This window comes from Frigoribacterium sp. PhB118 (assembly GCF_003751725.1).
Lineage (GTDB): Bacteria > Actinomycetota > Actinomycetes > Actinomycetales > Microbacteriaceae > Frigoribacterium.
Genome location: NZ_RKID01000008.1, coordinates 1 through 22,049 on the forward strand (window position 1 = coordinate 1; position 22,049 = coordinate 22,049).

Below are 22,049 nucleotides of genomic sequence, written 5' to 3' on the forward strand. Positions count from 1 at the left end.
ACCGACACCGTCCCCTACGCCGAGATCCAGGCACTCACCCCAGCACCGGTTCCCGCCTAAGGGTGGATCGCCCGGCCGCCCGCGGAGCGGTCGGGCGAGGGGCCGGCCCCTCGCGCTCCCCAAAGAGCTACGACAGCGGCTTAGAAGACTTCCGGAGTAGCAACACCCCGAGGACGGTGTTGAGGGCACCCATGGCCACGATGAACCAACTCAAGGCGGAGCCCGAGCCGATGGCATTGGGCAGGCTTGTACCTAGAACGATGTCATCTGAGCAGTATGACGCGCACGGCGAAGAGGGGAGCCGCTGCACGGCCCTGTTGGCCCTGACGGGCGGTCATTTTGCCGGGAAGCCTTCGGCAGCGTACGAGCGACAGCGCTTCATGCAACCGGCTTTCGCGGCATATCCTCCCTCGCTGCGCTCAGTCCGGTATTCCACGACCAGTTGCATTTCGCCCCGTCGCTCTAGCGGCGATCAATCGCCTTCCCGGCAAAAAAACGAGGAGAGAGCGAGAAGCACATGGACACCACGACCACTGCACACGTCACCACCGCCTGCATGTTCTGCCACCGCACGAGCACCATCGACCTCACCATTCAGGAGGCCCGCGACTGGCACGCCGGAACACCGATCCAAGACGCCATGCCGGAGCGTCCCGCGGACGAGCGCGAGCTGATCCGCTCGGGTATCCACCCCGACTGCTGGACCGCCGCGTTCGGTCTGGCCGAGTGAGCGACGTACGACAATGACCCGAGGGGGTACGACCATGATCACCGTCTACAAGAAGCCGCAGTGCTTCGCCTGCACGAAGACCATCGAGAAGTTCGAGGCCGCAGGGCTGCCCGTCCATGTCGTCGACGTCACGGAGAACCCGAACGCTCTCGAGTACGTGAAGAACGATCTTGGCTATCTCAGTGCGCCCGTCGTCGTGGTGTCCGAGCACGACCACTGGACGGGTCTTCGCCTGGACAACATCGAACGGGTCATCGCCGGCGGCGGGGCCGACGACGAGACCCCGGGGGAGTAGCCCCGTGGACTTCTACGGGTGGGCCGAGGAGGAGGTGCCTCCGCCTACTGACGATGACGCCCCGCAGGTGCTCGATGACCCAACCGAGGACGTGCGTCCGTGGGAGCTGACAGCGGCGGAGCAGCGGATCTATGACGCCGGTTTCATGACCGGGTATGACCTGCAACGAGCTGAGCACGAACGTCAGGTCGCGGACCTCAACCACGAAGCCGACCGCCTCTACCAGGCCGCCTTTAGCCGACGCGACAAACGCCGGTAGCGACCCGGCCGGTCACCACTGTTCGGGCATCCGGTACCGGCGCGGGTCATCCGCTGGGAACGACGAGTCTTCGACGGCAGGAACGATCCGACCCGGGTGGCGTGCCGCGAGGTGGACGAATAGTTGACCTGATTGCTCGTTGGGGGACTCGACTGTCCACACGCAATCTGGGTAGAGACGAAGCAGCGCCTCAACCATCGACGACGCCCACCCTTGATGCCGGTGCGCCTGGTCAACACCGATGTTGGCCACGAACCCCCGGCGTCGTTCCGGGTACCTCTGAACCTTGAAGCGCATGTCGGAAATCCCGTACACATCGACCCCGCCGACGAGGTGGCGAAGACGCTGCCCGACGGTCGGGTAGGGGTGCATGTGCGCGACGAGGACATAACCGTAGTCACCGTGATCTGTGACACGGAACCGTCGCCCGCCGACAGTCGTAACGGCCAGCTCGCGAGAGCCAGGGAGGTAACCGAGGAGCCGGGCTGGTAGGCGTGGGAACCTGACGCCCATCACTCAGCCGGCTGGCATTCACCGGTTTCGGTCTGATGGGTGTCGCCACTCAGCGCGGTCGCATGGCTGTCCGCCGCGGGGGCGGACGCCGGGTCAGATTTGGTGGCTTTCTTGACCTCGCGCACGGACACACCCAGTCGAGCAGCGACTTCGGCCGCGCTCGCTCCCGCGTCGATCATCCTGCCGATGATCTGATCGGCGGTGTCGCGCGCCTCCTGGGTTTTTTTGGCGGCGCGTTCGCGCAACTTCTCGATCTCGCGCTCGGTCTCCTCGTTCGTGGCGTCGACCGAGTCGACGGCAACGAAGTAGTCGACGGCGTGCTGTTCGAGAGTGTCTTGCAGCTCCCGGAACTGTGCCGCCTTTTCGCGTGCCCTGCGTCGTGCGTCGGTCTGCTTGGCGGACTTGCGCAGTTCGGCCATGTGGTACCCCCTTGGTAGATCGGTCCGTCCAGTATGCCCGCCCGGCCCCGGGGTGGAGGGGCCGCCCGGTTGGGTGTGCGGCACGTCCCAGCGGCGAGCTGGGGTGCCGAGGCTGGCTCGGCTGTTGCTCCTCGACCGCGCACGCTTCCGGTCCTCGTTCCTCGTCCCTCCCGCGTGCTTCACCGGTCTCACACCACAGCCGCACTCGCTGCGCTCCCGGTCAACCTTCTCTCCCTCCGTCCAGCATCGATCATCGTTCGTTCCTCACTCGATCTCCTCAGTCCTACGGTCATCAGATCGTCACACCTCTGGCATCAATTGATCAACGAGGTAAGCTGCCCCCGTGATGACCATGCATATCCTCTCCGCGGGAGACGGGTATGCCTACTACACCAGCGAGACCGCGACCGGGGACGCCAAGCGCGACCCGGACCGCGAGCTGGGCGACTACTACACCGCGGACGGCAACCCTCCCGGTGTCTGGGTTGGTGCCGGCCTCGCGGCTCTCGGCGTCTCGGGAGCCGTCTCGGAGGAGCAGATGAAGGCCCTCTTTGGGGAGGGACTTCACCCTGAGGCGGAGCAGATCATTGCCACCGCGCAGGACGCCGGCAAGACCGCTGAGGAGGCCCAGGGCGCCGCTCGGCTAGGCCGCGGGTATTACGCCTACGACCAGGGCACCACGGGACTGCGCGCCGCAATCGACGAGGGTTACGCCCGCTTCGAGCGCACTGAGTACCGCGAACCGAACGCGGACGAGCGCCGCGCGATCCGGGTCCGCGAGGGCGTCCAGGCGTTCCGTGCTGCCAAGGGCCGGCCCCCTGCCGATAAGGAGGAGCTGGGACGTTTCATCACGGCCGCGTCCCGTCCCACGCAGCAGGCTGTCGCTGGTTTTGACCTCGTGTTCTCTCCCGCTAAGACCGTCTCGACGCTCTGGGGCCTCGGCGATAACGACACCCGGCAGGTCATTGAGCGCGCCCACGAGGCCGCGATCGAGGACACCGTCAAGTACCTTGAAGCCGAGGCAATCGCCACCCGCGCAGGCCGCAACGGCGTCGCTCAGATAGACGTCGAGGGTGGCCTGATCGCTACTCGGTTTCGGCACTATGACTCCCGGAACGGTGACCCGCAGCTCCATGACCACTTGGTCGTGGCGAACAAGGTCAAGGGCTCCGATGGCAAGTGGCGCACCATCGACTCCAAGCTCCTGCATCGGCAGGGCGTTGCCGCGTCCGAGTTCTACAACGCTCGCGTCATGGACCGTGTCACCGACGCCTTGGGCCTGACCACAGAGCTACGTGAGGTGACCCCGGGGAAGCGTCCCGTAGTCGAGATCGCAGGGATCGATGACCGTCTGACGTCCGGGTTCTCGTCCCGCTCGGCGGATATCAAAGCGTCGATGAAGAAGCTCGAACGCGACTACCGTGCCGACCACGGACGCGCCCCCGACATGAAAGCCCGCGTGCGTCTCGCGCAGCAGGCGACTCTCGACACCCGCCCCGCCAAAGCACCCGCACGCTCCCTCAAGGAGCTGCGCGCCGGGTGGCAGGCGCAAGCCGCAGCCGTCGTTGGGGAGCGTGTCGTCGCGGACGTTCTCAGCAGCGCCAGGGAGGCGGCCCAGTCGACCGCTGGCCCCACGACGACACCTAAGACCGTGGGGGTTTCCGAGGCTGCACAGGCCATCGTGGAGACTGTGTCCGAGCACCACTCGGTCTGGGGTCCCCACACCATCGAGGCCGAAGCGCGTCGGTACGTTCAGGCGCAACGGGCCGCCGGTGTCGGCGTCGACGGCAGCGTCGACGAGATCACCCGGCACGCCCTCGACACCGACTCGGTGACTGTTACGCCCCCGGCGCCGCACGGGTCGTTCCAGCCCCTGACACGCGCCGACGGGACGAGCATCTACGAGCACAAGGGCCGCCAGCTCCTCACCTCCCGCAGCGTTCTCGTCGCCGAAGACACGCTGCTGGACGCTGCCCGTGACCGCACCGTGCGTCCTGTGAGCCGGGAGACATTCGACCGGATCGCAGCCGAGGAAAACGCCACCAGCACCCACCCTCTCGACCAGGGCCAGCACGCTCTCGCGGGCGAGTTCGCAACGTCCAGCGCACGCCTTGTCGTTGGCACCGGGCCCGCGGGGGCCGGCAAGACCACCGCCCTCCGCGTCGCCGCACGCGCCGTCGAGGCCGAGGGCGGCAAACTCATCGGCCTTGGCCCGTCCGCTACCGCCGCGGCCGTCATGGCCGACGCCCTCGACGTCCCCGCCAAGACCATCCACTCCTTCACGCACGGCACCGGCACCCTCACCGAGCTGCTGGCACACGAGGGCCCCGTCGAGGGCATCGACCTCTCTCCCGGCGACGTGATCGTGGTCGACGAGGCCGGCATGGCCGGGACCATGAACCTCGCCAAGGTGACACGCATCGCGGAGCTTCACGGGGCGCACGTCCGCCTCATCGGCGACGACAGGCAGCTCTCCGCCGTCGAGGCCGGCGGCGCCCTCCGCCTCCTCGAGCACGAAGTCGGCAGCGTCAAGCTCGACCAGCTCCACCGCTTCGTGGACCGCTCCGAAGCCGACGCCACCAAGCTGCTCCGTGACCCGGCCCAGACAGGTGACCCGTTCGCCTGGTACGTCGACCACGGCCGGGTCAGGGGCGGCGACGTCGACCGGATGACCGGTGACGTCTTCACCGCGTGGCAGGCCGACACCGAAGCCGGCAAGCACTCCGTGATGCTCGCCCAGACGAACACCACCGTCACCGAGCTCAACACCCGCGCGCAGGCGCTCCGCATGTCCGAGGGCGTCGTCAAGGGGCGCGAGACGGTCGCCGTCCGGGGCGGCCTCTCGGCCTACCGCGGCGACGTCGTCGTGACCCGGTCGAACAACTCGGAGTTGAAAATCAGCGGCGGCCGCGACCGCGTGAAAAACGGGGATCTCTGGACCGTCCACGAGGCACACCAGGACGGTTCCCTGTCGGTCGAGCACACCACCAGCGGCGGCCGCATCACGTTGCCGGCGGACTACGTCAGCCGGCACGTGGAGTTGGGCTACGCCTCGACCATCCACCGCGCACAGGGCATGACGGCCGACACCGCGCACGTCCTCGCCGACGCGGCGACCTCGCGGGAGCTGGCCTACGTGGGGCTTACTCGTGGCCGCGAGGCGAACCACCTCTACGTCGAAACGGGCGAGGCGCAGCCTGTCCGTGACGTCCTCGAGCAGATCGCCGGTAACGCCGACGGGATGTTGTCCGCCACCGAGACGATCCGCGCCGAGCAGGCCCGTGTCGATGACCTCGTGACCCTCGTCGACCAGTACGCCGACGTCTCCGAGCGAGCCGACACCCTCCGGTTCGAGAAGGTCGCCGACCAGGCCCTCGGTGACGACACCGCCGAGGCCCTCCGTGACCACGAGAGCTGGGGCGCAGTTGAAGGTGCCCTCCGTCACGCCGAGGCGCAGGGCCTCGACCCGGCCGACGTGCTCTACCAGTCCTGGACCGAGCGCGACATGGAGGGTGCCGAGGACCGCCCCGCGGTGCTCTCGGCGCGCATCCTCAAGAACACCACCGAGCACGTCGACGCGCTGCCCTACGACCGGCAGACCGAGGAGCCGGCGGTGCCGTCGTGGATTGCCGACCGGCGCGCGATCGACAGCCCCCACACCGACCCTTCGTGGAGAGAGCACATGGCCGAACGCTACGACTACCTCCACACCCGCCTCGAGGAGCGCGGCGCGGCCCTCGCCGTCGAGCAACCCGAATGGGCGAACCAGCTCGGTCAGGTGCCGGCAGAGCCGGTCAAGCGCGAGCAGTGGACCCAGCTCGCGGCCGAGATCGACGTGTTCCGCCAGCGGTACGGCGTCGACACCGCCGAGCCCACGGCTATCCCGGACCAGTACCGGGAGCAGGCAGTCGGCGCCGATCTCGCCCGGCGGGTCACGGCGCTGCACAAGTCGACTCAGCTCAGCACCCAGCCGGGCGCCACCGACGCCGAGCGGCAGCGTGCCGCCGCCACGGCCGCCACGACCGCCCAGCGGGCCCGTGACGCTGTCACGACCACCACGGCGAACGGTTCCAGCCAGGATGCTCGGAAGGCCGCCATCCGTGAGCAGATGCGCCAGGCCGGCCTCATCGGCACCAAGCGCACCCCTGCCGAGACCGGCACTGACGACAAGACCGCCGCGGCGGCCAAGCGGCAGCAGGAGCAGCAGGCCGCGCAGCGTCGCGCAGCCCAGCAACGCGACCGGGACCAGGGCCGCGGCCACGAGCGCTGAGACGCTGAAAGGGGCGGAACACCATCTGGTGTCCCGCCCCTTTCACGTCGGCTCGTCTGCCGATCAGCCCTCCCAGTCCTCCGGTGGCATGGCCGGCACCGGTAGCACCCGCTTGTCGCTCGTTGACCAGAGGTGGCCATGCTCGACGTCACAGTTACGGAACGGTCCCCTGTCGTGGAACAGGATCGCCCGGTGCGCGTCCCAGTGATGCAGCCACCAGCTCGACAGCGCACTCGCGTCCTCGTTCTCGTCGAGGTTCGTGTGCGACACCCACAGAGCTTTGAGTCGTGAGACGGCTTCGGTGTGCTTCCACCACTCGGGGCACCACCGGATCTTCGCTTCGGCCGTGAAGAACTCGACCGTCGCGAAGTGCTCTTGCACCCACTCGGCGAACATGACGTTCAAAGGCGGCAGCGGCGCAGCGTCGGCGGGGTCGTCCGGGTTGTAGCCGTCCGCCTCGGCCTCGGAGATCTCGCCCGCGTTCACGTCCTCCTCGTCGCTCACGACTGCGCCACCTTCGAGTTCACAGCAGCAGCCGCCGGTGCAGATTCGGGATGCTTGATGCGGCGCGTCAGCTTCTTGTCTTCAAACCAGGGCTTGGCCTTCATCGTCACGGGCCGGCCGTTTGCGGGGAAGAGCACCATGTGCCACTTCGGCAGGGCCGCGAGCTGCGAGGCCGTGAGGCTCGACTGTCGGCGGGTGTTGGTCGACATGGAGAGCTGGCCGTCACGGCTGGTCGATGACCCGTGGGTGATCTCGTCGTGCTCACCTGCCAGGTTCGACAGCGACTTGAGGAAGTCGTCGTCTTTCACGCCGGGCCCTAGAACGGCGATGCGGGCGTTTGACCACATCGTGTCCCACCCGTTCTTCCCGAACGCCTCAAGCGCCTGCGACCGGTTCTGGAAGTAGGAGCTGATGATGATCCCGCGAGATCCCGCGACGGAGTACAGCGACGGCAGCTCGGGCCAGCGAACGATGTTCGCGCACTCGTCCAGCTCCATCACCAACGGCACGCTCAGACGGCCACCGTGACGGTTCGCCTCTTTCTCGGCAGCCTTGAACACCGCCCGCACCAGCGCGGTCAGGATCGCACCCGCCGAACCGGTCTCCTGAGCTGCGAGTAGCACGAGAGTGTCCCGGCTCCCGACGAACGCCGCCGGGTCGAACCGGCGGACGCCCTCGTTCCCGGCTGTGTCCGTCCACGCGAGCAGCTCGTCATAGGCCAGCGCGGACGCCATCCGGTGAGCCGTGGCGAACGTGGAGGTCCGGGTGCGCTCGTGGGTGGCGAGGATGCCCGTCACGACCGCTGCGGGCCCGACAAGGCCCGTGACGGTCAGGCGGTTCGCGATCGCGTCGCCGTCCTGGTCCGAGAGCCACTGCCACACCGTCGACAACGGCAGATCGTCGTTCGCCGCGGCGAGGAACGCACACGCCAGCAGGTTCCGTCCCGAGGAGTCGAACTGTGCATCCCCGCCTCGCTCGTCACCGGTCTTCGTCGAGGCCTCGAAGATCCCCGCAAGCTCTTGCGCGGACTGGTACGACGTCACCGCGTCGAGGGGGTTGAAGATGAAATCGGGCGCGGCGTCGGCGTCGCGGTGAATGCCGTTCGGGTCGAACAGGTACACCGACCCCAGATGCGAGCGGAGCGCCAACGCCTCGCGCACCCCGTCGGGTTTGGTCGAGGTGAGCACGAGGGCGCCGGGGGCGTCGGCCATGTGGCGGACGACGACAGCGCTGGTTTTGCCCTGCCGGTTGCCGAACACGTAGACGCCGGTGTCTTCCCATCCCTGGTAGAGCCACTTCCGCGAACCCAGGACGACTCCGACCGCGAGACCGAACGACGTCACCGCCAGGGACGGGTGCAGCCGCCGGACCTCCGCGCGCCGAGCTTTCTCGAGGAAGCTCCGAACCTCCGCCTTGGAGGCCAGGTGCTCATTAGAGACGGCGCCACGCTTTCTCGCTGCCCGTCGTGCTCGCCATGCGAGCAGCACCGTGAACAGTGCCAGCACGAGGATGACTCCGACGATGGCTGCCGGCGTCGCGGCCGATGGCCACGGGGTGCCCCGCATGACCATGTCGCCGCCCAGCCGGAAGATGTTCCACGAGTACTCGTGGCCCGTCGGTGTGAATGCGGCACCGACGTGTACCGCGAGAAACACGGCTCCGAGAATCATCGCTAGCAGCACGCCGGTAAGGAATTTGGCTCTGATGTCGCTCATGCGTGCACGTCCTCGGTGTTGGGGCTGTCCCAGGGGCGGCCGGGGACTTCGCTTGTGAGCTGCACCCCGTAGTGCTCGCCCGTGGGGAGGTCGGCGTCGCCGAAGACGATCGCGTAGCCCTCATCGAGGAACGACGTTGAGAACGTGCCGGCAGGGAACGCGGCGCGGGCTGCGGCGTCGACGTCGGCGCGCGGCGTGCGCGACGTGCCGATGATCTCGATCACGCGAGATCTCGTGATCTCGTCCGTCGCGAGGTAGAGCTGCCAGTCGAACTCCGGGGCCGCGTCCTCGGCGCGCTCGACGAGGTCGACCAGGTCGAGCGGCACCTGGTGTTCGTCCTCCCACGTGAGCACGTTCGCGCGGTCATCATCAAGGGGAGGAGTGTCGGTCAGGTGAGAGCTGCCCGGGCAGGTGTCGCCGGGCGTGGCCACGGGCATGCGGCACCGCCAGAGCTGACCGTTGAAGATGTACCTCGAGCGGCAGAGCCCGTCGGCGTTCATGCGACGTTCTCTGTCGACGCGCCCTCATCCAGGACGCCAGGGTCGGCCAGTAGCTCGGGCAGGTCCGCTGCGTCCTGCTCGCGGTTGTCGATCCACCAGCGGGCCCGGTCGAGGGGGCGTGCCGCGTCGAGGACCTGCACCTGGAACTCCGCTTCACTGAGCTGCTCGGTCTCCACCAGCGCCGCGTACGCGCCGCGAATCAGCTCTCCTCGGACGCGCAGTGCCCAGGGGACCTGCTTGTCGGTGCCGACCAGGTCGACCGGCAGCCCGTCGCGCTCCGCTTCGGCGCGCAGCTCCTCCGCCTCGGCCGCGTGACGGTCGTCACGTTCCTTCTCGCTCTCGCCCGAGCCGCCGTCCTTCTTGAAGCAACGGCCGCACACCAGGTGTTCGCCGTACCACTTCGCCGACGCGGCACGCTTCCCGGCGGGCTTGTCGGACAGGTCGCGGTTCTCGGTGTGGCCGCAGGTGTACGTGACGGGCCAGACAGTTTTGATAGCCATGATGTTCTCCTTCGGTGGTGAGTCGGTAGGGCCTAGCTGAGGTGTGTCTCGGTGCCCGGTGGGCCGAGCTTGTGAAGCAGCCGCCTGGCGATTCGTGCTTCGGCGTCCTCCCCGGCGAACCTTTCGGCTATCGACAGGTCGACGCCCGCCATCAGCGCCATTTCGGAGGGCATGACCCGGTGCACGCTGAGCTGTTGCAGCAGAGCGTCACGGTCTGGGCGGGTCTGTTTTTCGAGCCGTTTGCTCATCCGGTAGGTCTCCTGCAACCAGTGCATGACGTCGCGGATCTTCTGCACATCGAGGTCGACGTCGACGCCGTTGACGACATAGCGCACCTCGACGGCCGCGGCAGTGCACGCCGCGAGCTCCAAGCGGTGGCAGGCCAGCGTCTCGTCGAGCCACAACCCGTAGGTCACCACGTTGTGGTCGTGGTTCGTGATGGCCCATTCCTCGTCCGCGAGAACGGCCGTCGACGTCGTCACGTCAGCCACGGAGGAGCACTCCCAGGACTCCGACGACGACGACCACGGCGGTGAGGGCGCCGGTCAGCGTGAGGCTCTGCTGGGCGCTCAGGCCGGCGCGACGGAGGACACCAGTTCCCCAGAGCACGAGCAGCACCAGCACGAGAGCGACGCCGACATATGCGGCGATGACAAGGCTCGAGGAGACGTCGTCCAGGAACGGCAGCGGCGGCCGTGTCGGCTCGGGGTTAGGGATGGCAAGCACGGTGATCTCCTAGTTGCTGGTGTCGAGCTTCATCGGCTGGGTGCCTTGGCCGTCGACCTGGACGTGGAAGTGGTTGCAGGCGTCGGGGAACTCGGGTGTCTGCATGGGGATGCTCAGCCCGGCCGCGGCGCGGCATTGGGACTGGCCGAAACCGGACCCGTCGGCCATCAGGGGGTCGAGGATCTTGAGCAGCTTCATCGAGCTGGCGTCGGAGCCGGTGACGGGGACGCGGTCAAGTGAGTAGAAGTCGACTGCGTGGCCACCGCCGTTGATGACGTGCATCGAGGCGTTGCCGGCACCGGGCCGCTGCCCCGTGCAGGCCCGGTTAATGTCGGAGATCCCGACCTGCTGAAACGTGTTCGTGGTGATGGTGATGATTTGCAGCACTCGGGTGTCGATGCCGCAGTCCGGGTGAACCTCCCCGGCCGCGATCCAGCGGATCTCGCGGAGGTGGTCCGGGGAGAGTCCGGTGATCTGACCAGCGTCAATCTTCGCCGTCAGGCCCTTCGCGAGGGCCTGCGCGTCGCCGCTGACTGACGTCGCCGCGCAGGCGGCGTCTCCGCTGCCGGCAAGGGCCGTGACGACCTTCTCCGCGGCGGCATAGAAGCGGGTGTAGTGGTTCGGGTCGGCGTTGATCTGCACCCGGTGGGCGGCCTCCGTCGGGGTCAGGGTCTCCCAGTTCGGCACCTTCATCAGGCGTTCGAAGAAGAACGTGGCCGACTTCGTCGGGTTCATCCGCTCCGCGAGGGTGCCCCAGGTGTCGCGCTGCTGGAACAGGCCCCGAGAATCGGGGCCGGCGGTGTCGCCGTACTCGATGTTTCGAAGCGTCGACTCGCCCATGGCGGTCATCACGCCGATGGTCTGCCCTTTGGCGTTGACCCCGAGGGCGGCGCCGGCGTTCATGATCGCCGCGGCGTTCACGAGCTGGTCGCCGGAGTACCCATCGACCGCGTTCGCCGTCTCGGCCGCTGCCGTGTCGGCGGTGACGGCGGCGCAGGCGTTCTGCCCGGATCCGCCACCACCGAGGAGCAGTACCCCGGAGAACAGCACGACGAGCAGGAGCACCACACCCGCCTGCAGAGCACGCTTCCCCATGACGAGCCCCTACAGTCCGGACGGGCCAGCGCCACCGGCCATGCCCTCGTCGGTGTTCGTCACGGCCGTCTCCCACTCGCTACGCACGTGGCGCATGTGGGTGGCGGGGTTGGAGCCGTACTTGAACACGCAGTGCCCGGGCTCGAGGTTCATCAGCGTCTCGGCCGCGTCCGGGTTGAGCCCGAACGTGTCGGTCACCCAGCGGGCGTCCTCGGGCCGGTCTTGCCGGTAGGCGTAGATCGTCTGTGCTTCCTGCACGACGGTGTAGCCCTCGGACCCGACGGGGATGTCGGTGCCTTTGTGCATCACGAACACGTTCGAGATCCCCAGGGAGCGGGAGAGCTTCTGGTTGGCCTTCACGAGCCGGGCTGAGGGGCCGGCGATCATGTGCCAGCCCTCTTCGTAGACCACGTTCGTGATCCAGCCGCGCTCACGCATCAGACGCCCGAGGAGCCACTGGTGACCAATCGACATGATCGTCGGAATGGCGGGGCCGTCGCTGGGGAGCTGGGAGACGTCGAACACGGTGAGCTTGTGGGCGAGGTCGACGTCCTTGCTGGTCTCGCCGTCGAAGACGTCGCCGTAGGCGGTCAGCAGGTTCTTCAACCCGAGCTGGATCGAGATCCCGGCCTGGTGGTACCGCTCCTTTGCCTCGGCCGAGTAGCCCAGATCCGTCGGTACCATCCCGAGGTAGGGCAGCAGGTCCGCCATCGTGGCCGCCCGGTCGCCCTCTTTGTCTGCGAACAGACGTTGGAGGGCGAACTGGGTGGCGTTCTCCTCCCACTCGGTTGCGGGCTTGTCGTCGCGCGCGATGCGGGCCACGGCGTTCACGAGCTGCATCTGACCGACGAGCCCGCTGCCCTGCACGATTAGGGGATCGAGCAGGTTCAATCGGGTGCCGTTCCCGTCGGGTGAGAACCGAAGCGGCTCTGACCCAAGGTGGCGGGCGACACCGGAGTACTCGCCCTCGTCGCCCTGGTCCTTCTTGTCGAACACGACGGCGCGGTGCTTTGCCAGCAGCAGCGGCCGCATCACGCACACGGTCTTCACGAACGATGACTTAGCCGACCCGACCGTCCCCAACACGAGAACGTTCGGGCTCGTCAACTTCCGAGGGGTCGCGTTGTACGCGGTGGGAGCGTCGTGGCTGATCATCGTCGACGACAGGTTGTCGGTGCCGTTGACGACACCCTCGACACCCGTCGGCGCACCAATGATCCCGGTGTTCAAGATTTCCGCCTGCCTCGTCGTCGACGGGGCGCCCTGGATGCGCGGGGCGTACCAACCCCGTGCCGCAGGGCCCGAGGCCAGGCGCAGCTTCCCACCGGGGAGCGAGTGCGGAGACACCTCCACCGACCGCGCAACTGGTGCGCCCTCGACGGTTGCGCCGGTGATGACGGGGGCCAGTAGTTCCGGCGGCACGAACACGCGCAGCAGCGGCACACCCGCCAGCGGGTGCCGGCGGGCCTTCGTCGCGTCGGCCGCCGTGGGCTCCGCCGGTACCGACTGCTTGGCTTTCTTCTGCTTACGGGTCTTCGGGGTCGTGTCGGTCATGAGATCGCTTCTTTCTCGCTGCGACCGGCCAGGCGCGATACCGCACGGCCAGCCAAGGTGGAGGCATCGGGGCGCAGACCCCGGCCGATAGGCCAGGTCGCGCCGGACGCTGCCGACTGGAACGAGTCCTGCCAGTCGAGGCGCTCGATCCCAAGGCCGGTTGCGCAGACCTCTTCGAGCTGCCGGGACGCTTTTGCCAGCTCGTCGCGGCTCGTGGCGGAGATCGTCACGTACCCGACCCACTCGACGCCGTGGTGGTGCGACCCGGCGGCGAGGTCCGCTTTCCGGCGCTCGGCCGCGCCGAGACCCATTTGGGTCTCGTCGTTGACCAGGCGGCCCTTCTGTTGCGCGGCGTAGATCGCCGACCCATCCCGCACGGCGTCCTGCCGGGCTTTCGCCTTGGCTTGGCCTGCTGGCACCAGGTGCAGGTGGAACGCGATGGTCCGAACGACTTTCAGCTCGCGCCCGATCAGCAGATCCAGCAGCCACAACGGCGTCCGCCCGGCAACGGCGAGGTTCTCGCCGTGAACCGCGGCCGTGCGATGCCACCACTGGACGGCAGGTGCGTTCTCGACCGGGTCGCCGGGGGCAAGGAACGTCGGGTCGATGCCGTCGACGACGTGCGCGCTGAACTCGTCGTGCGAGGTCAGCCCGAACCTGGCCGGGTTCACTTTCCTGATCTGATCGATAGGCAGGTGCGGGTTCTGCTGGTGCAGCATCAACGCCGCGGTCTGCTTCGCCGTCAACGGGGCGACGTCGCCCTCTTTAGCGTCCCGGAGCCCACGAACGGTCGCATCAATCTCATCTGCCATGAAGGACCGCCAGGCGTCACGTTCGGCGCCGAACTTGGCCGCGGCGTCCGTGAAGGCCTGCGTGATCGGCCACGACACCACGACGTAGTGCCGCTGCACCATCGATCCCGCACTCGCCAGGCGAATCACCTCGTCGTAGGAGCGCGTCTGCTCATTCCACGACGACCACTGCGCGGCCGTCCACTGACGCTCGGGCGTCTCACGCTCGAGGCGGTCGGCGACCCAAAGCTGCTGCCTCGCGGAATCCGGCGGCAGCACCCGTGTCATGGGCTGCACGTCACTGATCAGCGACGACGGCGCCGCCCGGCGGGCCAAGAACCGGCCCCACCCCGACGACGCCCGAAGAAGCGCCGCAGCGGTCTCCATGCCGCGGAGCTGCCCGGAGACACTGAACGCCACGGAAAGGTATTCCGACTCCCCCACCGGGGAGTGCCAAGCGATGCCGGGAACGTTCGCCCCGTACTGCAACCAGCCCATGCCGTCGGCACCCTCGGGGTTGGCCCGCATCTGCCGCATGAGCCGCGCAGCCTCTGCCTGCTGAGCCTTTGAGCCCGTGCGGGCCTGCTCCTCGAGGACCCCCCATGCCTCGTCGTCGTAGGGCGTGAACACGTCCGTACCAAGCCGCTTGCGGGCAGCCCACCGCTTCCGCTTCCGCCGACGCTGAATCAACGATCCCCGGTGCGTTTTCGCTGTCATGAGGAACGTCAGGCCCGCCGCAGCGGCAGCGACGATCAACACCCACGCCTGTTGGAGGACGATCATGCCGATCATCCCCGCCACGACGATGATCGCCAGAGTGATCGAGCGCCCCTTGGATGCGGTGCCGCCGAAGAAGCCGCGGTGTCCTGCCTCACCGCCGAGGAACCTCACGGTCGACGGGGCCTGCCCTGTGTCACTCATTGGTGGAGTCCTTTCCGTAGTGCTCGTCGTGGTCCTGGACCGGGTCGACGGCGGTCTGTGCAACGGCGTCGTTGGCCTTCTTGCCTGCGTCAGCGGCGGCCATGGCGCCGGCGGCGAGCATGGTCGGGACGCCGACCGCAGCGCCGACACCGGTCGCGGACTCCGCCGCTCCCGCCGCAGCCATGCCGCCCTCGGCCGCCGCCGCGCCCGTTGCTGCCCCGGCACCCGCTCCCGCACCGCCGCTCGCTGTGGAGGCACCGACGGTCTCCCCAGCACTCGCACCGGAGCCGGCACCCTTGGTTGCCGACGTCACCGACGACGTCGGCTCCTCGGCCTCGGCCTCGGACCCGGCACTGCTGGTCGCCTTCGTCGACGACCCACCACCACCGCTGCTGCTCGATCCGCCGCCACCGGAGCTGTCGTTGTCGGTGTTGCTACCGGACTGCTGGCTCACTCGGGAGTCGGCCTGCTGCATGGACGAGGAGCCGACCGTCGGCCCGGCCGGGGCCGACCCCATGCCGCCCGTGGGGATGACGGGTGCGAACTTAGTCAGCAGCAGGGGCGAGAGCCCGGCCATCAGCAGCGCCAGCAGCGACACGACGAGGTTGACGGTGCGCTGCAACGAGGGTGTCTCGGAGAAGACGGTGAGGTTCGCCCCCACCATGAAGTACGCCACCGCGAGCAGGAAGAACAGCAGCGGGTGGGAGGCGAGGATGCCGAACCAGAGGTAGGCGATCTTCGTCCCGAACTTCCGTTTGGTGGGATCGATGATCCACACCACGCCCAGCGGGAACAGGATGCCGGTGAAGTAGAGGGTGATGAGCTGCACTATCAGGATCAGCACCACGATCAGCAGCCCCAGCAGCATCAGGAACAGCAGGATCACGCCGATGACTGCGCCGCCGGCGAGCCCTTCTCCGTTGTCTTCTTCGGAGAGCATGGCGGTGAACTGGTCCACGATCTGGCCGGAGTTGGTGTTGATCCCCCAGGCGATGATCGATTCCGTGAGCGCTCCGAAGAACTGCACGAGGACCGTGCCGACCGCGGGCCCGAACGCGGCGCTGATGAGGAACAGGGGCGCGTAGAGCCCCAGCGCTTCGGCGGTGTCCCGGCCCGACTGCTGACCCCTCGCCGTCCGCACGAGCTGCGGGACCAGGAGTGCGACCATGACGAAGATCGCCAGGCCGAAGCTGATCGCGTACGACCGGAGGAACCAGTCGGTCGTGAGATCGGGGAGGGTCGCTTTCGTGATTGCCGGCATGACCGTCTCGGCCAGTCCTCGGTTGGCGTCCTGCAACATGTTGAAGGTGTTCCCCGCCGGGTCAGACCAGAAGTCCGCGACGCTACCGACGCTGTCAGCGATGCCGCTTGCGGCGTCCTTGATGTCTTCACCGGCCCCGACGGCGAGGCACCCCAGAGGGGCCACGCTGCATATGGGGTTGTCCGGGTCCATCAGCAGCCCCCCGTGTAGCGGTTACCGCCGGCCGCGAGCATGTCCTGGTCGACGTTTAGCCCGGTCTCAATGCGCCAAGCTCCGTCTTCCCAGACCATGACGTAGCCGCCGACACCGGTCAGGCTGGGGCTCAGCGCCCCATCGACCACGTACCCGGCAGCGAACTCCACCGACACCCGGTCTGCAGTTGATCCTTCGAGAACGCGCCACAGCCCGTTCGTGGTCGACATATGGAACGGGGTCCCAGGCGAGACGACACCTTGAGTCGGGTCATCGCCGGCCTTTTCGAGGTCGGCCGACAGGTTCTTGAACGACTCCGGCGCATCCGCAGACATGATCTGACCGCTGACGTTGGTCGCGTCTGCCGTGCTGGCGAACGGGTACTGCCACAAGAACCGGTAGAAGCTCGTGGCGACCTCAACGGCCCCGTACGTGGTCTGCTTGGCCTCGCTCTGTGCGGTCAAGACCATGTCCGCCGTCCGGTCTGGCCCTCCAAGGCAGCCGGTGGGAGGCACATCGTCTTCGTTGTCACCCGCGCCCGAGCTTCCCCCGGTGGGGGCTGCTGTTGGGGCCGGCGATGCCGGCGCCGACGTCGTTGGAGCTGCGACCGGGTCGTCGTTGGGGCGGGTGGCGGCGAACGCCACTCCCCCGACGATGGCTACGGCGGCGACTCCGCCGACGATGACGAACGGCCAGCGGCTTGTTCCTGCTGCTGTGTGCATGCGCATGTGTGCCTCCTAGGGAGTCGAGAGGTGACTTAGCCGGCGAAGGTCAGGACAGCGCCGACGATCAGCGCGAGGGCCGCGAGGCCGCCAAGGGCGATCAGGGCCCACATGGCCTTTTTTCGACCGACGGAGTGCTGTGCCGGGTTCGGGTTGGTGTCGCCGGAAGCTCCCGCCATTTCGACGATGCCGATGATGACGTAGACGATCGCGATGAGAATTCCGACCGCCCAGACGGCGGCGATGATCTTCTGCCAGAGCTGCGTGAACTCGGCGCCACCGAAGGAAAAGTCGGGGATGATGCCGTTCAGCGGGTTCTGGATCGCGAGCGGGACGCGGGTGGCCGCGGTGAGGATCAAGTCGTTCATGGTGTGACCTTTCAGTCGTTCGAGACGTTGTCTTGCAGGGTGCGGACGACCGCCGCCGCGGCGGCGACGAACGCCTCGCGGGTCACGGGCTGGAGCTTGCCGAGAGTGATCTCGCCGCGCTCTGCGATGTGAGCGTCATAGGGGATGTCGAGCAGAGTGTTCATGCCTGCGTCTCGCAGGAGCCGTTCGACTTCCTCGCCCACGACGGGGCTCTCGGGGCGACCGTCGTGCATGCGGAGGATGACTGCCGTGTCGGCGAGGCGCTTCGGGGCGCCGCCGGCAGCTCGGAGCTGGCGAAGCAGCTCGAGCGCGTCGATCACGGCGTCACCGGCGTTCGTGATCGGGATCACGAGCACGTCCGTCACGGACACGGCCCCCTGGAAGGCCTCGGCACGGTAGACGTTGCCGGAGTCCATGACGCGGATGCTGTAGAACTCGTCGACGACCTTCGAGACGTTGACGACGTCCTCGCCGCTCAGGCGTGGCCGCTCGGGCGCGGAGCCGATGACGTCAGCAAACGACGTCTGCGGGGCGGTGTAGCCCTTGAGCTGCCCGGCCGTCTTGATCTGCGCGACGTCGCGCACCAGCTCCCCCATGCCAAGGCGCGGTGTGCCCTCGGCCCGGAGGCGCAGCGCGCCCGAGTCATCGGCCGTATCGATGACGGCGACCGAGCCGCCCTTGATCGCGGCCATGGTTCCCGAGAGCAACACCGACGCGGGAGTCTTCCCCACGCCGCCCTTGCGGTTCGCGACGAGAACCGAGACGGCGCGTGTCCACACGGCGCGCCTGACTTCCTCCTCGAACCGGGCCTGACGCTCCGCGTGCTCGCGGCGCGCCACTTCCTGAGCGTTGGGCTTCGTCGACAGGCCGAGCGCGGCGAGGAATCCCTGCCACCCCGACGTCGGCTTGGCCGCCGGCGATTCAGCCGGAATGGCCGGTGCGCCGCCAAACAAGATCGAAGTGGAGTCGGATCGGGCTGGCGCCTCCACGACCGCTGCTGGGGCAGGCGCGATCTCCCGGGCGTCTGATGCTTCTGGTGCCCCCGCATTCTCGGCAAAGGCGTCGACTCGTCCGGGCATCGGCGGAAGAACGGGCAACCCATCGAGGGTCTCCGCGGGCGCCGGCCTCTTTCGAGATGCCGGTGGCCCTTGTGTGTCCTCCTCGACGTAGTTCGCAGCTCGTGCCGCCCCGCCGAACACGTCTCGTTCTGAACTCGTCACTATGCACCCCTCTTCACGGGCTCTCGCCCCTCGTCCTGTGCGTCACACTTTTGAGTGCAGACGCATATTCGTGCGCCAAGACTATCCCGTCGCATCACTATTTGACACCCTTTTCGGGGGGTGCCTCAGGGCCAGTGAGGTTGAATACATCCATGGCTTCTGGCGCACCGCATGGCCGTTGACGCCCGCGACTTCAAGCGGTGGGCCGAGACGGTCGATCTGCCGTCCTCAGTGGCGGCTCTCGCCCGCGCCATGGGTGTCTCTCGGCCCACGGTTCAAGCGCAATTCGTGCGCGGACGCGTAAGTGACCAGACCATCGTCTTGGCGGCACGAGCAGCGGGAGTTAGCCCTGTCCGCGCCCTGTCTTCGTTTGCCATATACGAGGGCCTAGCTGACCGGATGAAGCCACCGACCATGACCGAAGTTCTAAGCCAGACGACCTACATCGACACAGCGGTCGAGGTCGTCCAGCGCCTAGGCGGAACGATGGTCGGTGCCCGAGATCGCTACCCCGAGCCGCCCCTACCCACTCTCGACGGAGTGCGGTCGTGGTTCTACGCGATCGATCATCACGACGACCTCCGCCGCCGCGTGTCCGAGGCCTCAGGCATGGGCGCCCAGAATTTGTCCGCATCCCTCACCGACAACAAGCTGCGGCCTGACCTCGCGGTCCTGGCCGCCGACCTGGCTGGTGTCTCATCGACAAGCGGACTCGTCGTCACCGGATTCATTCACCCCACCGAGGGTGGCTGGCCACACGACGCGCGTAAACAAGCCCTCGCGGCTCTTACTGAGCTCGAGCTCGTCGACCACCTCACTCAGCGATCCCGGCATGCATCGCGCATTTTGACGCAGGCCACACAAGAAAGAGCAAAGATGCAGAAGTTCAGGGACACCCTCGGCTGATGACGATTATTACCGCCGCCGTGCTGCTGGTTGCAGCGCTATTCACCGCGTTCCGGGTTCCGGCGGTGACGAGGGGACGTGGCCGACCCATCCTTGTTGCCGGCCTCCTGGCCATCGCTGCGTTCCTGATGGTCACCCCCGCTGTCTACGGCTTTCTCGACCGGATCGTGCCTGGCCAAAACACCATCGACCCAGTGACCAAGATCATCCTGTTCACGGCCGTTCTGATCCTCGGCGATCAGACTGCCAAAGGACTCGATAGCCCCCGCTTGGTCAACCTTATTTCGGGCCGCCCGGGCAGAATCGTCTTCGCAATAGCGTCCCTGGCACTCATCGTGCTTTTCGTCATTGCAGGCGTCGAGCCCTCCTCGCCCATGCTGGCTGTCGCCATAGATCAGCCTGCCGTTGCTCTCTACACGGCTACTGCGATGGCGTACTTCACGTACCTCTCGGTCCTGCTCCTCGTCGGTGTCGCTCGGTCCGTCGGGCGAACCGACTTCGGCCCGAGTCCACAACAGCTCCGAGGCGCGCGTACGGACAAGCGGGGACGCGTGCTGATGCTTATCGGATTTGGGCTCGTTCCGATTCGATTCCTGCTCTCACCCGTGACGTTCTTCTACCCGGCGAGCTACGACCTCGTCCAAATCTTGCCCCTGCTGACGTTCTTCTTCGTCGTGGTTGGGCTTGCCTTCATCCGCGTAGCCGCTCGCGTCGCGCGCCGCTCGAATGGTGTCCTGAGCTTCGTGAACATGTTGGAACGGGACACCGCCCGGCAGATGGACCCCTGGCAAGACTGAGTCGACGCGAACGATGCAACGCGGCCAAGACGTCGCTGATTCGGCGCGCCGCCGCGCGTGTCGAACCAACTTAACTATGTGCAGATGCTTAACTTGCACGCATGACCCCCACCCGACGCCCGCGCGGATCGATGAAGTCAGCCGTCACCCCCGGGTGGCGCGTCGAGGCCGAGAACCGCGAGGCAGTCAAGGTGATCGCGCAACGCGCCCACAAATCACCTAGCGAGTTCATCGATGCGCTGATCGTTCACACGAACAACACTCTCGATGACCGCGGACTGCCGGCCTGGTGGAACACCGAAAAGGCCGAGGAGTTGCCTATCGAACCGGCTTAACGAGGAAGGCCCCCGCTTTCGCGGGGGCCTAAAGCTCTTGGCTCGAACCTGTTGAAGTTTGGCGACTGACCAGGATTCGAGCTTCCAGATGAAAAACCGGCTTGCAGGCCGGCGCTTCGTCGTACCTATCCAGTGCACCTGGAAGGAATGAAGCCATAGTAACCCCTGATCCTGGGCTCATCCAGTCCCGAAACTCCCCCACTTCTGATGCATCCGCAGCGTCGAGCCCTCGCGATATTGGAGTGCGTCGGCTACATGGCGCCGGCAGCGGCGGCGCCCGTCGGTCGGGTCGTCACTCAGCAGGGCCCGCACGTCCATCTCGGCGCCCCGGAGTGGTGCCCTCGCGCCCTGGGGGCTCGTTTTCCCTGTCAGTCCTGGAGACCGCCTATCAGGGCCTGTGTCTGCCAACGTCGCGCGAGGCGTGGTTGAACCGTCTTTTAGCCGTCGTCATGACGCCCGCCGGTGATGCGCACCGTCGCAGGATCTCGATCAAACTCTCCACGTTCATGGCCTTCGCCGAGGCCGAGGCATCTATGGCCACCCATGACGGTCGAGGCATCACCACCAGCCACGACACCCTCGCCCGCATGGTCGGCATGAGCAAGATCACTGCCCGCCGCGCCCGGGCCCTCATGGAAGCCCTGGGATGCCTTGCGACCGTGGAGCCTGGCCGCTACCTCGACCGCCTCGAGCGGCTGGCAGCCACAGCCCTGCACGGCGGCGACCAGCGCCGGGCAGCGTCCGTGCGCGGACTGACGATGCCGGAAATTCACGATTCTGCTCTTAATGAGCACCTAGCTGTAGCTTCACGGTTTAACCCGTCGACCTACCTAGTTAAATCCAATCCAAGGAGCGGCAAGCCGCACTCGGAGCCCGCTTCGCGGGCACAGCCACGACAAAAGCCAGCGAAATTCGTTCCTGGGGCCGACCAACCACGATCACTGCCCCTGCAACGCCTCGCCGCCCGACTCGTGAGCAGCCTCCCGTGGCTGCCCGACGACCTCTCCACGCTCCGCGTGCAGCGAATCGTGCACCGATCCGGCTTCGACGCTGACCGGTTCTCCTACGGCGATCTCATCGCCATATGGCAGGCGATCGACGAGAGCATGGGCCAGATGCCCAAGAACGCCGGTGACGTCAACGACCCCGAGGCGTACCTGGTCGTCAGGATGAAGCTCGCAGCTCTCCACGCCCGCTGGTACGGCTTCCGGTCGTGAGTTGTGCTCTCTCAAGTGCCGTCGACGACCGTGGCCAGCGCCCACGGCTGCACTGGTCGGGCCACACCACCAAAAAGGTCGTCACCGGCGGTCGCAGCCGGCAGATCGACCTCATGCGCCTCGCAGAACGCGACCGCAGCACCCACCGACTCGACACATCCCCTCAGCGGTTTTCGTTTGCTGCGGTCCTTGCTTGGTTAGTGAATTCTTGCTGGAAAGAAAGCTTGCAAGTCAGCAAG

24 protein-coding genes are annotated in these 22,049 nt (G+C 67.0%); 9 read left to right on the forward strand and 15 right to left on the reverse strand.

Annotation, left to right across the window (positions count from 1 at the left end):
• Positions 1-517: 517 nt before the first annotated feature.
• From EDF21_RS15890 to EDF21_RS15900, 3 genes are read left to right on the forward strand one after another with little or no spacing between them, the layout of a single operon-like run.
• Positions 518-730: a hypothetical protein gene (locus EDF21_RS15890; protein WP_123572050.1), complete on the forward strand. Its 213-nt coding sequence runs from the start codon at positions 518-520 to the stop codon at positions 728-730.
• 34 nt (positions 731-764) lie between these two features.
• Positions 765-1,025 (forward strand): glutaredoxin family protein, encoded by a 261-nt coding sequence (locus EDF21_RS15895; protein WP_123572051.1) that lies wholly within the window; start codon positions 765-767, stop codon positions 1,023-1,025.
• Positions 1,026-1,029: 4 nt separating this feature from the next.
• A complete protein-coding gene (locus EDF21_RS15900) occupies positions 1,030-1,284 on the forward strand; it encodes a hypothetical protein (protein WP_123572052.1) in 255 nt (84 codons plus the stop codon).
• 12 nt (positions 1,285-1,296) lie between these two features.
• Here EDF21_RS15900 and EDF21_RS17285 read toward each other — a convergent pair whose 3' ends face one another.
• Positions 1,297-1,581, reverse strand: a complete 285-nt coding sequence (locus EDF21_RS17285; RefSeq protein ID WP_370274470.1) for a GNAT family N-acetyltransferase — start codon at positions 1,579-1,581, stop codon at positions 1,297-1,299.
• On the opposite strand from EDF21_RS17285, the gene EDF21_RS17115 reads away from it, so the two are divergent.
• Entirely contained in the window at positions 1,507-1,776 is a 270-nt protein-coding gene (locus EDF21_RS17115) for a hypothetical protein (protein ID WP_233568553.1), read from the forward strand. The two genes, EDF21_RS17285 and EDF21_RS17115, sit on opposite strands and share 75 nt — an antisense overlap.
• A gap of 20 nt (positions 1,777-1,796) precedes the next feature.
• Here EDF21_RS17115 and EDF21_RS15910 read toward each other — a convergent pair whose 3' ends face one another.
• Positions 1,797-2,216, reverse strand: a complete 420-nt coding sequence (locus EDF21_RS15910) for a hypothetical protein (protein WP_123572054.1) — start codon at positions 2,214-2,216, stop codon at positions 1,797-1,799.
• Between the two features lie 346 nt (positions 2,217-2,562).
• Between EDF21_RS15910 and mobF the strand changes: the two genes are divergently transcribed.
• Entirely contained in the window at positions 2,563-6,486 is a 3,924-nt protein-coding gene (mobF, locus tag EDF21_RS15915; protein WP_233568554.1) for a MobF family relaxase, read from the forward strand.
• A 63-nt stretch (positions 6,487-6,549) separates the two neighbouring features.
• Here the strand turns inward: mobF and EDF21_RS15920 are convergent, their stop codons facing one another.
• From EDF21_RS15920 to EDF21_RS15980, 13 genes are read right to left on the reverse strand one after another with little or no spacing between them, the layout of a single operon-like run.
• Positions 6,550-6,990, reverse strand: a complete 441-nt coding sequence (locus tag EDF21_RS15920; protein WP_123572056.1) for a DUF4913 domain-containing protein — start codon at positions 6,988-6,990, stop codon at positions 6,550-6,552.
• On the reverse strand, positions 6,987-8,705 hold the full coding sequence (locus EDF21_RS15925) for a type IV secretory system conjugative DNA transfer family protein (protein ID WP_123572057.1): 1,719 nt from the start codon (positions 8,703-8,705) through the stop codon (positions 6,987-6,989). Before EDF21_RS15925 ends, EDF21_RS15920 begins: the two co-directional genes overlap by 4 nt.
• Positions 8,702-9,205 (reverse strand): hypothetical protein, encoded by a 504-nt coding sequence (locus tag EDF21_RS15930; RefSeq protein WP_123572058.1) that lies wholly within the window; start codon positions 9,203-9,205, stop codon positions 8,702-8,704. Before EDF21_RS15930 ends, EDF21_RS15925 begins: the two co-directional genes overlap by 4 nt.
• Positions 9,202-9,705 carry a hypothetical protein gene (locus tag EDF21_RS15935; protein ID WP_123572059.1) on the reverse strand — a complete coding sequence of 168 codons (504 nt, stop codon included), beginning with the start codon at positions 9,703-9,705 and terminating at the stop codon, positions 9,202-9,204. Before EDF21_RS15935 ends, EDF21_RS15930 begins: the two co-directional genes overlap by 4 nt.
• Positions 9,706-9,737: 32 nt before the next feature.
• Complete coding sequence (locus tag EDF21_RS15940) at positions 9,738-10,196, reverse strand: hypothetical protein (protein ID WP_123572060.1); 459 nt, start codon at positions 10,194-10,196, stop codon at positions 9,738-9,740.
• Positions 10,189-10,431, reverse strand: coding sequence for a hypothetical protein (locus EDF21_RS15945; RefSeq protein ID WP_123572061.1), 243 nt, complete (start codon positions 10,429-10,431; stop codon positions 10,189-10,191). The genes EDF21_RS15940 and EDF21_RS15945 overlap by 8 nt, the downstream gene beginning before the upstream one ends.
• 9 nt (positions 10,432-10,440) lie before the next feature.
• On the reverse strand, positions 10,441-11,526 hold the full coding sequence (locus tag EDF21_RS15950) for a hypothetical protein (protein WP_148053731.1): 1,086 nt from the start codon (positions 11,524-11,526) through the stop codon (positions 10,441-10,443).
• Between the two features lie 9 nt (positions 11,527-11,535).
• Complete coding sequence (locus tag EDF21_RS15955) at positions 11,536-13,080, reverse strand: ATP/GTP-binding protein (protein ID WP_199736419.1); 1,545 nt, start codon at positions 13,078-13,080, stop codon at positions 11,536-11,538.
• Positions 13,077-14,792: a hypothetical protein gene (locus tag EDF21_RS15960; RefSeq protein ID WP_123572063.1), complete on the reverse strand. Its 1,716-nt coding sequence runs from the start codon at positions 14,790-14,792 to the stop codon at positions 13,077-13,079. The genes EDF21_RS15955 and EDF21_RS15960 overlap by 4 nt, the downstream gene beginning before the upstream one ends.
• Entirely contained in the window at positions 14,785-16,245 is a 1,461-nt protein-coding gene (locus EDF21_RS16925) for a hypothetical protein (RefSeq protein WP_199736421.1), read from the reverse strand. The genes EDF21_RS15960 and EDF21_RS16925 overlap by 8 nt, the downstream gene beginning before the upstream one ends.
• Positions 16,245-16,973 (reverse strand): hypothetical protein, encoded by a 729-nt coding sequence (locus EDF21_RS15970; RefSeq protein ID WP_123572065.1) that lies wholly within the window; start codon positions 16,971-16,973, stop codon positions 16,245-16,247. The genes EDF21_RS16925 and EDF21_RS15970 overlap by 1 nt, the downstream gene beginning before the upstream one ends.
• 29 nt (positions 16,974-17,002) lie before the next feature.
• Positions 17,003-17,335: a hypothetical protein gene (locus tag EDF21_RS15975; protein ID WP_054146493.1), complete on the reverse strand. Its 333-nt coding sequence runs from the start codon at positions 17,333-17,335 to the stop codon at positions 17,003-17,005.
• An 11-nt stretch (positions 17,336-17,346) separates the two neighbouring features.
• Positions 17,347-18,414, reverse strand: a complete 1,068-nt coding sequence (locus EDF21_RS15980) for a hypothetical protein (RefSeq protein ID WP_123572066.1) — start codon at positions 18,412-18,414, stop codon at positions 17,347-17,349.
• A gap of 312 nt (positions 18,415-18,726) precedes the next feature.
• On the opposite strand from EDF21_RS15980, the gene EDF21_RS15985 reads away from it, so the two are divergent.
• The 4 genes from EDF21_RS15985 to EDF21_RS16555 all read left to right on the forward strand — a co-directional run bounded on the left by EDF21_RS15985 (position 18,727) and on the right by EDF21_RS16555 (position 21,810).
• The gene (locus tag EDF21_RS15985; RefSeq protein WP_123572067.1) at positions 18,727-19,461 is read left to right on the forward strand and encodes a hypothetical protein; all 735 of its coding nucleotides are present in this window, start codon (positions 18,727-18,729) and stop codon (positions 19,459-19,461) included.
• Positions 19,461-20,258 carry a hypothetical protein gene (locus tag EDF21_RS15990; protein WP_123572068.1) on the forward strand — a complete coding sequence of 266 codons (798 nt, stop codon included), beginning with the start codon at positions 19,461-19,463 and terminating at the stop codon, positions 20,256-20,258. The genes EDF21_RS15985 and EDF21_RS15990 overlap by 1 nt, the downstream gene beginning before the upstream one ends.
• Positions 20,259-20,359: 101 nt before the next feature.
• Complete coding sequence (locus EDF21_RS15995) at positions 20,360-20,593, forward strand: hypothetical protein (RefSeq protein ID WP_148053732.1); 234 nt, start codon at positions 20,360-20,362, stop codon at positions 20,591-20,593.
• Positions 20,594-21,042: 449 nt separating this feature from the next.
• Positions 21,043-21,810 carry a hypothetical protein gene (locus EDF21_RS16555; protein WP_148053733.1) on the forward strand — a complete coding sequence of 256 codons (768 nt, stop codon included), beginning with the start codon at positions 21,043-21,045 and terminating at the stop codon, positions 21,808-21,810.
• Positions 21,811-22,049 lie beyond the last annotated feature (239 nt).

Excerpts from the sequence above, each read along its gene's own strand:
- EDF21_RS15910 (WP_123572054.1), bottom strand. The coding sequence starts at position 2,216 with ATGGCCGAACTGCGCAAGTCCGCCAAGCAGACCGACGCACGACGCAGG.
- EDF21_RS15995 (WP_148053732.1), top strand. The coding sequence starts at position 20,360 with ATGACCCCCACCCGACGCCCGCGCGGATCGATGAAGTCAGCCGTCACC.
- EDF21_RS15895 (WP_123572051.1), top strand. The coding sequence starts at position 765 with ATGATCACCGTCTACAAGAAGCCGCAGTGCTTCGCCTGCACGAAGACC.
- mobF (WP_233568554.1), top strand. The coding sequence starts at position 2,563 with ATGACCATGCATATCCTCTCCGCGGGAGACGGGTATGCCTACTACACC.
- EDF21_RS15925 (WP_123572057.1), bottom strand. The coding sequence starts at position 8,705 with ATGAGCGACATCAGAGCCAAATTCCTTACCGGCGTGCTGCTAGCGATG.
- EDF21_RS15890 (WP_123572050.1), top strand. The coding sequence starts at position 518 with ATGGACACCACGACCACTGCACACGTCACCACCGCCTGCATGTTCTGC.
- EDF21_RS15935 (WP_123572059.1), bottom strand. The coding sequence starts at position 9,705 with ATGGCTATCAAAACTGTCTGGCCCGTCACGTACACCTGCGGCCACACC.
- EDF21_RS15970 (WP_123572065.1), bottom strand. The coding sequence starts at position 16,973 with ATGCGCATGCACACAGCAGCAGGAACAAGCCGCTGGCCGTTCGTCATC.
- EDF21_RS15985 (WP_123572067.1), top strand. The coding sequence starts at position 18,727 with ATGGCCGTTGACGCCCGCGACTTCAAGCGGTGGGCCGAGACGGTCGAT.
- EDF21_RS17285 (WP_370274470.1), bottom strand. The coding sequence starts at position 1,581 with ATGCGCTTCAAGGTTCAGAGGTACCCGGAACGACGCCGGGGGTTCGTG.
- EDF21_RS15980 (WP_123572066.1), bottom strand. The coding sequence starts at position 18,414 with ATGCCCGGACGAGTCGACGCCTTTGCCGAGAATGCGGGGGCACCAGAA.
- EDF21_RS15960 (WP_123572063.1), bottom strand. The coding sequence starts at position 14,792 with ATGAGTGACACAGGGCAGGCCCCGTCGACCGTGAGGTTCCTCGGCGGT.
- EDF21_RS16925 (WP_199736421.1), bottom strand. The coding sequence starts at position 16,245 with ATGGACCCGGACAACCCCATATGCAGCGTGGCCCCTCTGGGGTGCCTC.
- EDF21_RS15975 (WP_054146493.1), bottom strand. The coding sequence starts at position 17,335 with ATGAACGACTTGATCCTCACCGCGGCCACCCGCGTCCCGCTCGCGATC.
- EDF21_RS15955 (WP_199736419.1), bottom strand. The coding sequence starts at position 13,080 with ATGACCGACACGACCCCGAAGACCCGTAAGCAGAAGAAAGCCAAGCAG.
- EDF21_RS15930 (WP_123572058.1), bottom strand. The coding sequence starts at position 9,205 with ATGAACGCCGACGGGCTCTGCCGCTCGAGGTACATCTTCAACGGTCAG.
- EDF21_RS16555 (WP_148053733.1), top strand. The coding sequence starts at position 21,043 with ATGACGCCCGCCGGTGATGCGCACCGTCGCAGGATCTCGATCAAACTC.
- EDF21_RS15990 (WP_123572068.1), top strand. The coding sequence starts at position 19,461 with ATGACGATTATTACCGCCGCCGTGCTGCTGGTTGCAGCGCTATTCACC.
- EDF21_RS15950 (WP_148053731.1), bottom strand. The coding sequence starts at position 11,526 with ATGGGGAAGCGTGCTCTGCAGGCGGGTGTGGTGCTCCTGCTCGTCGTG.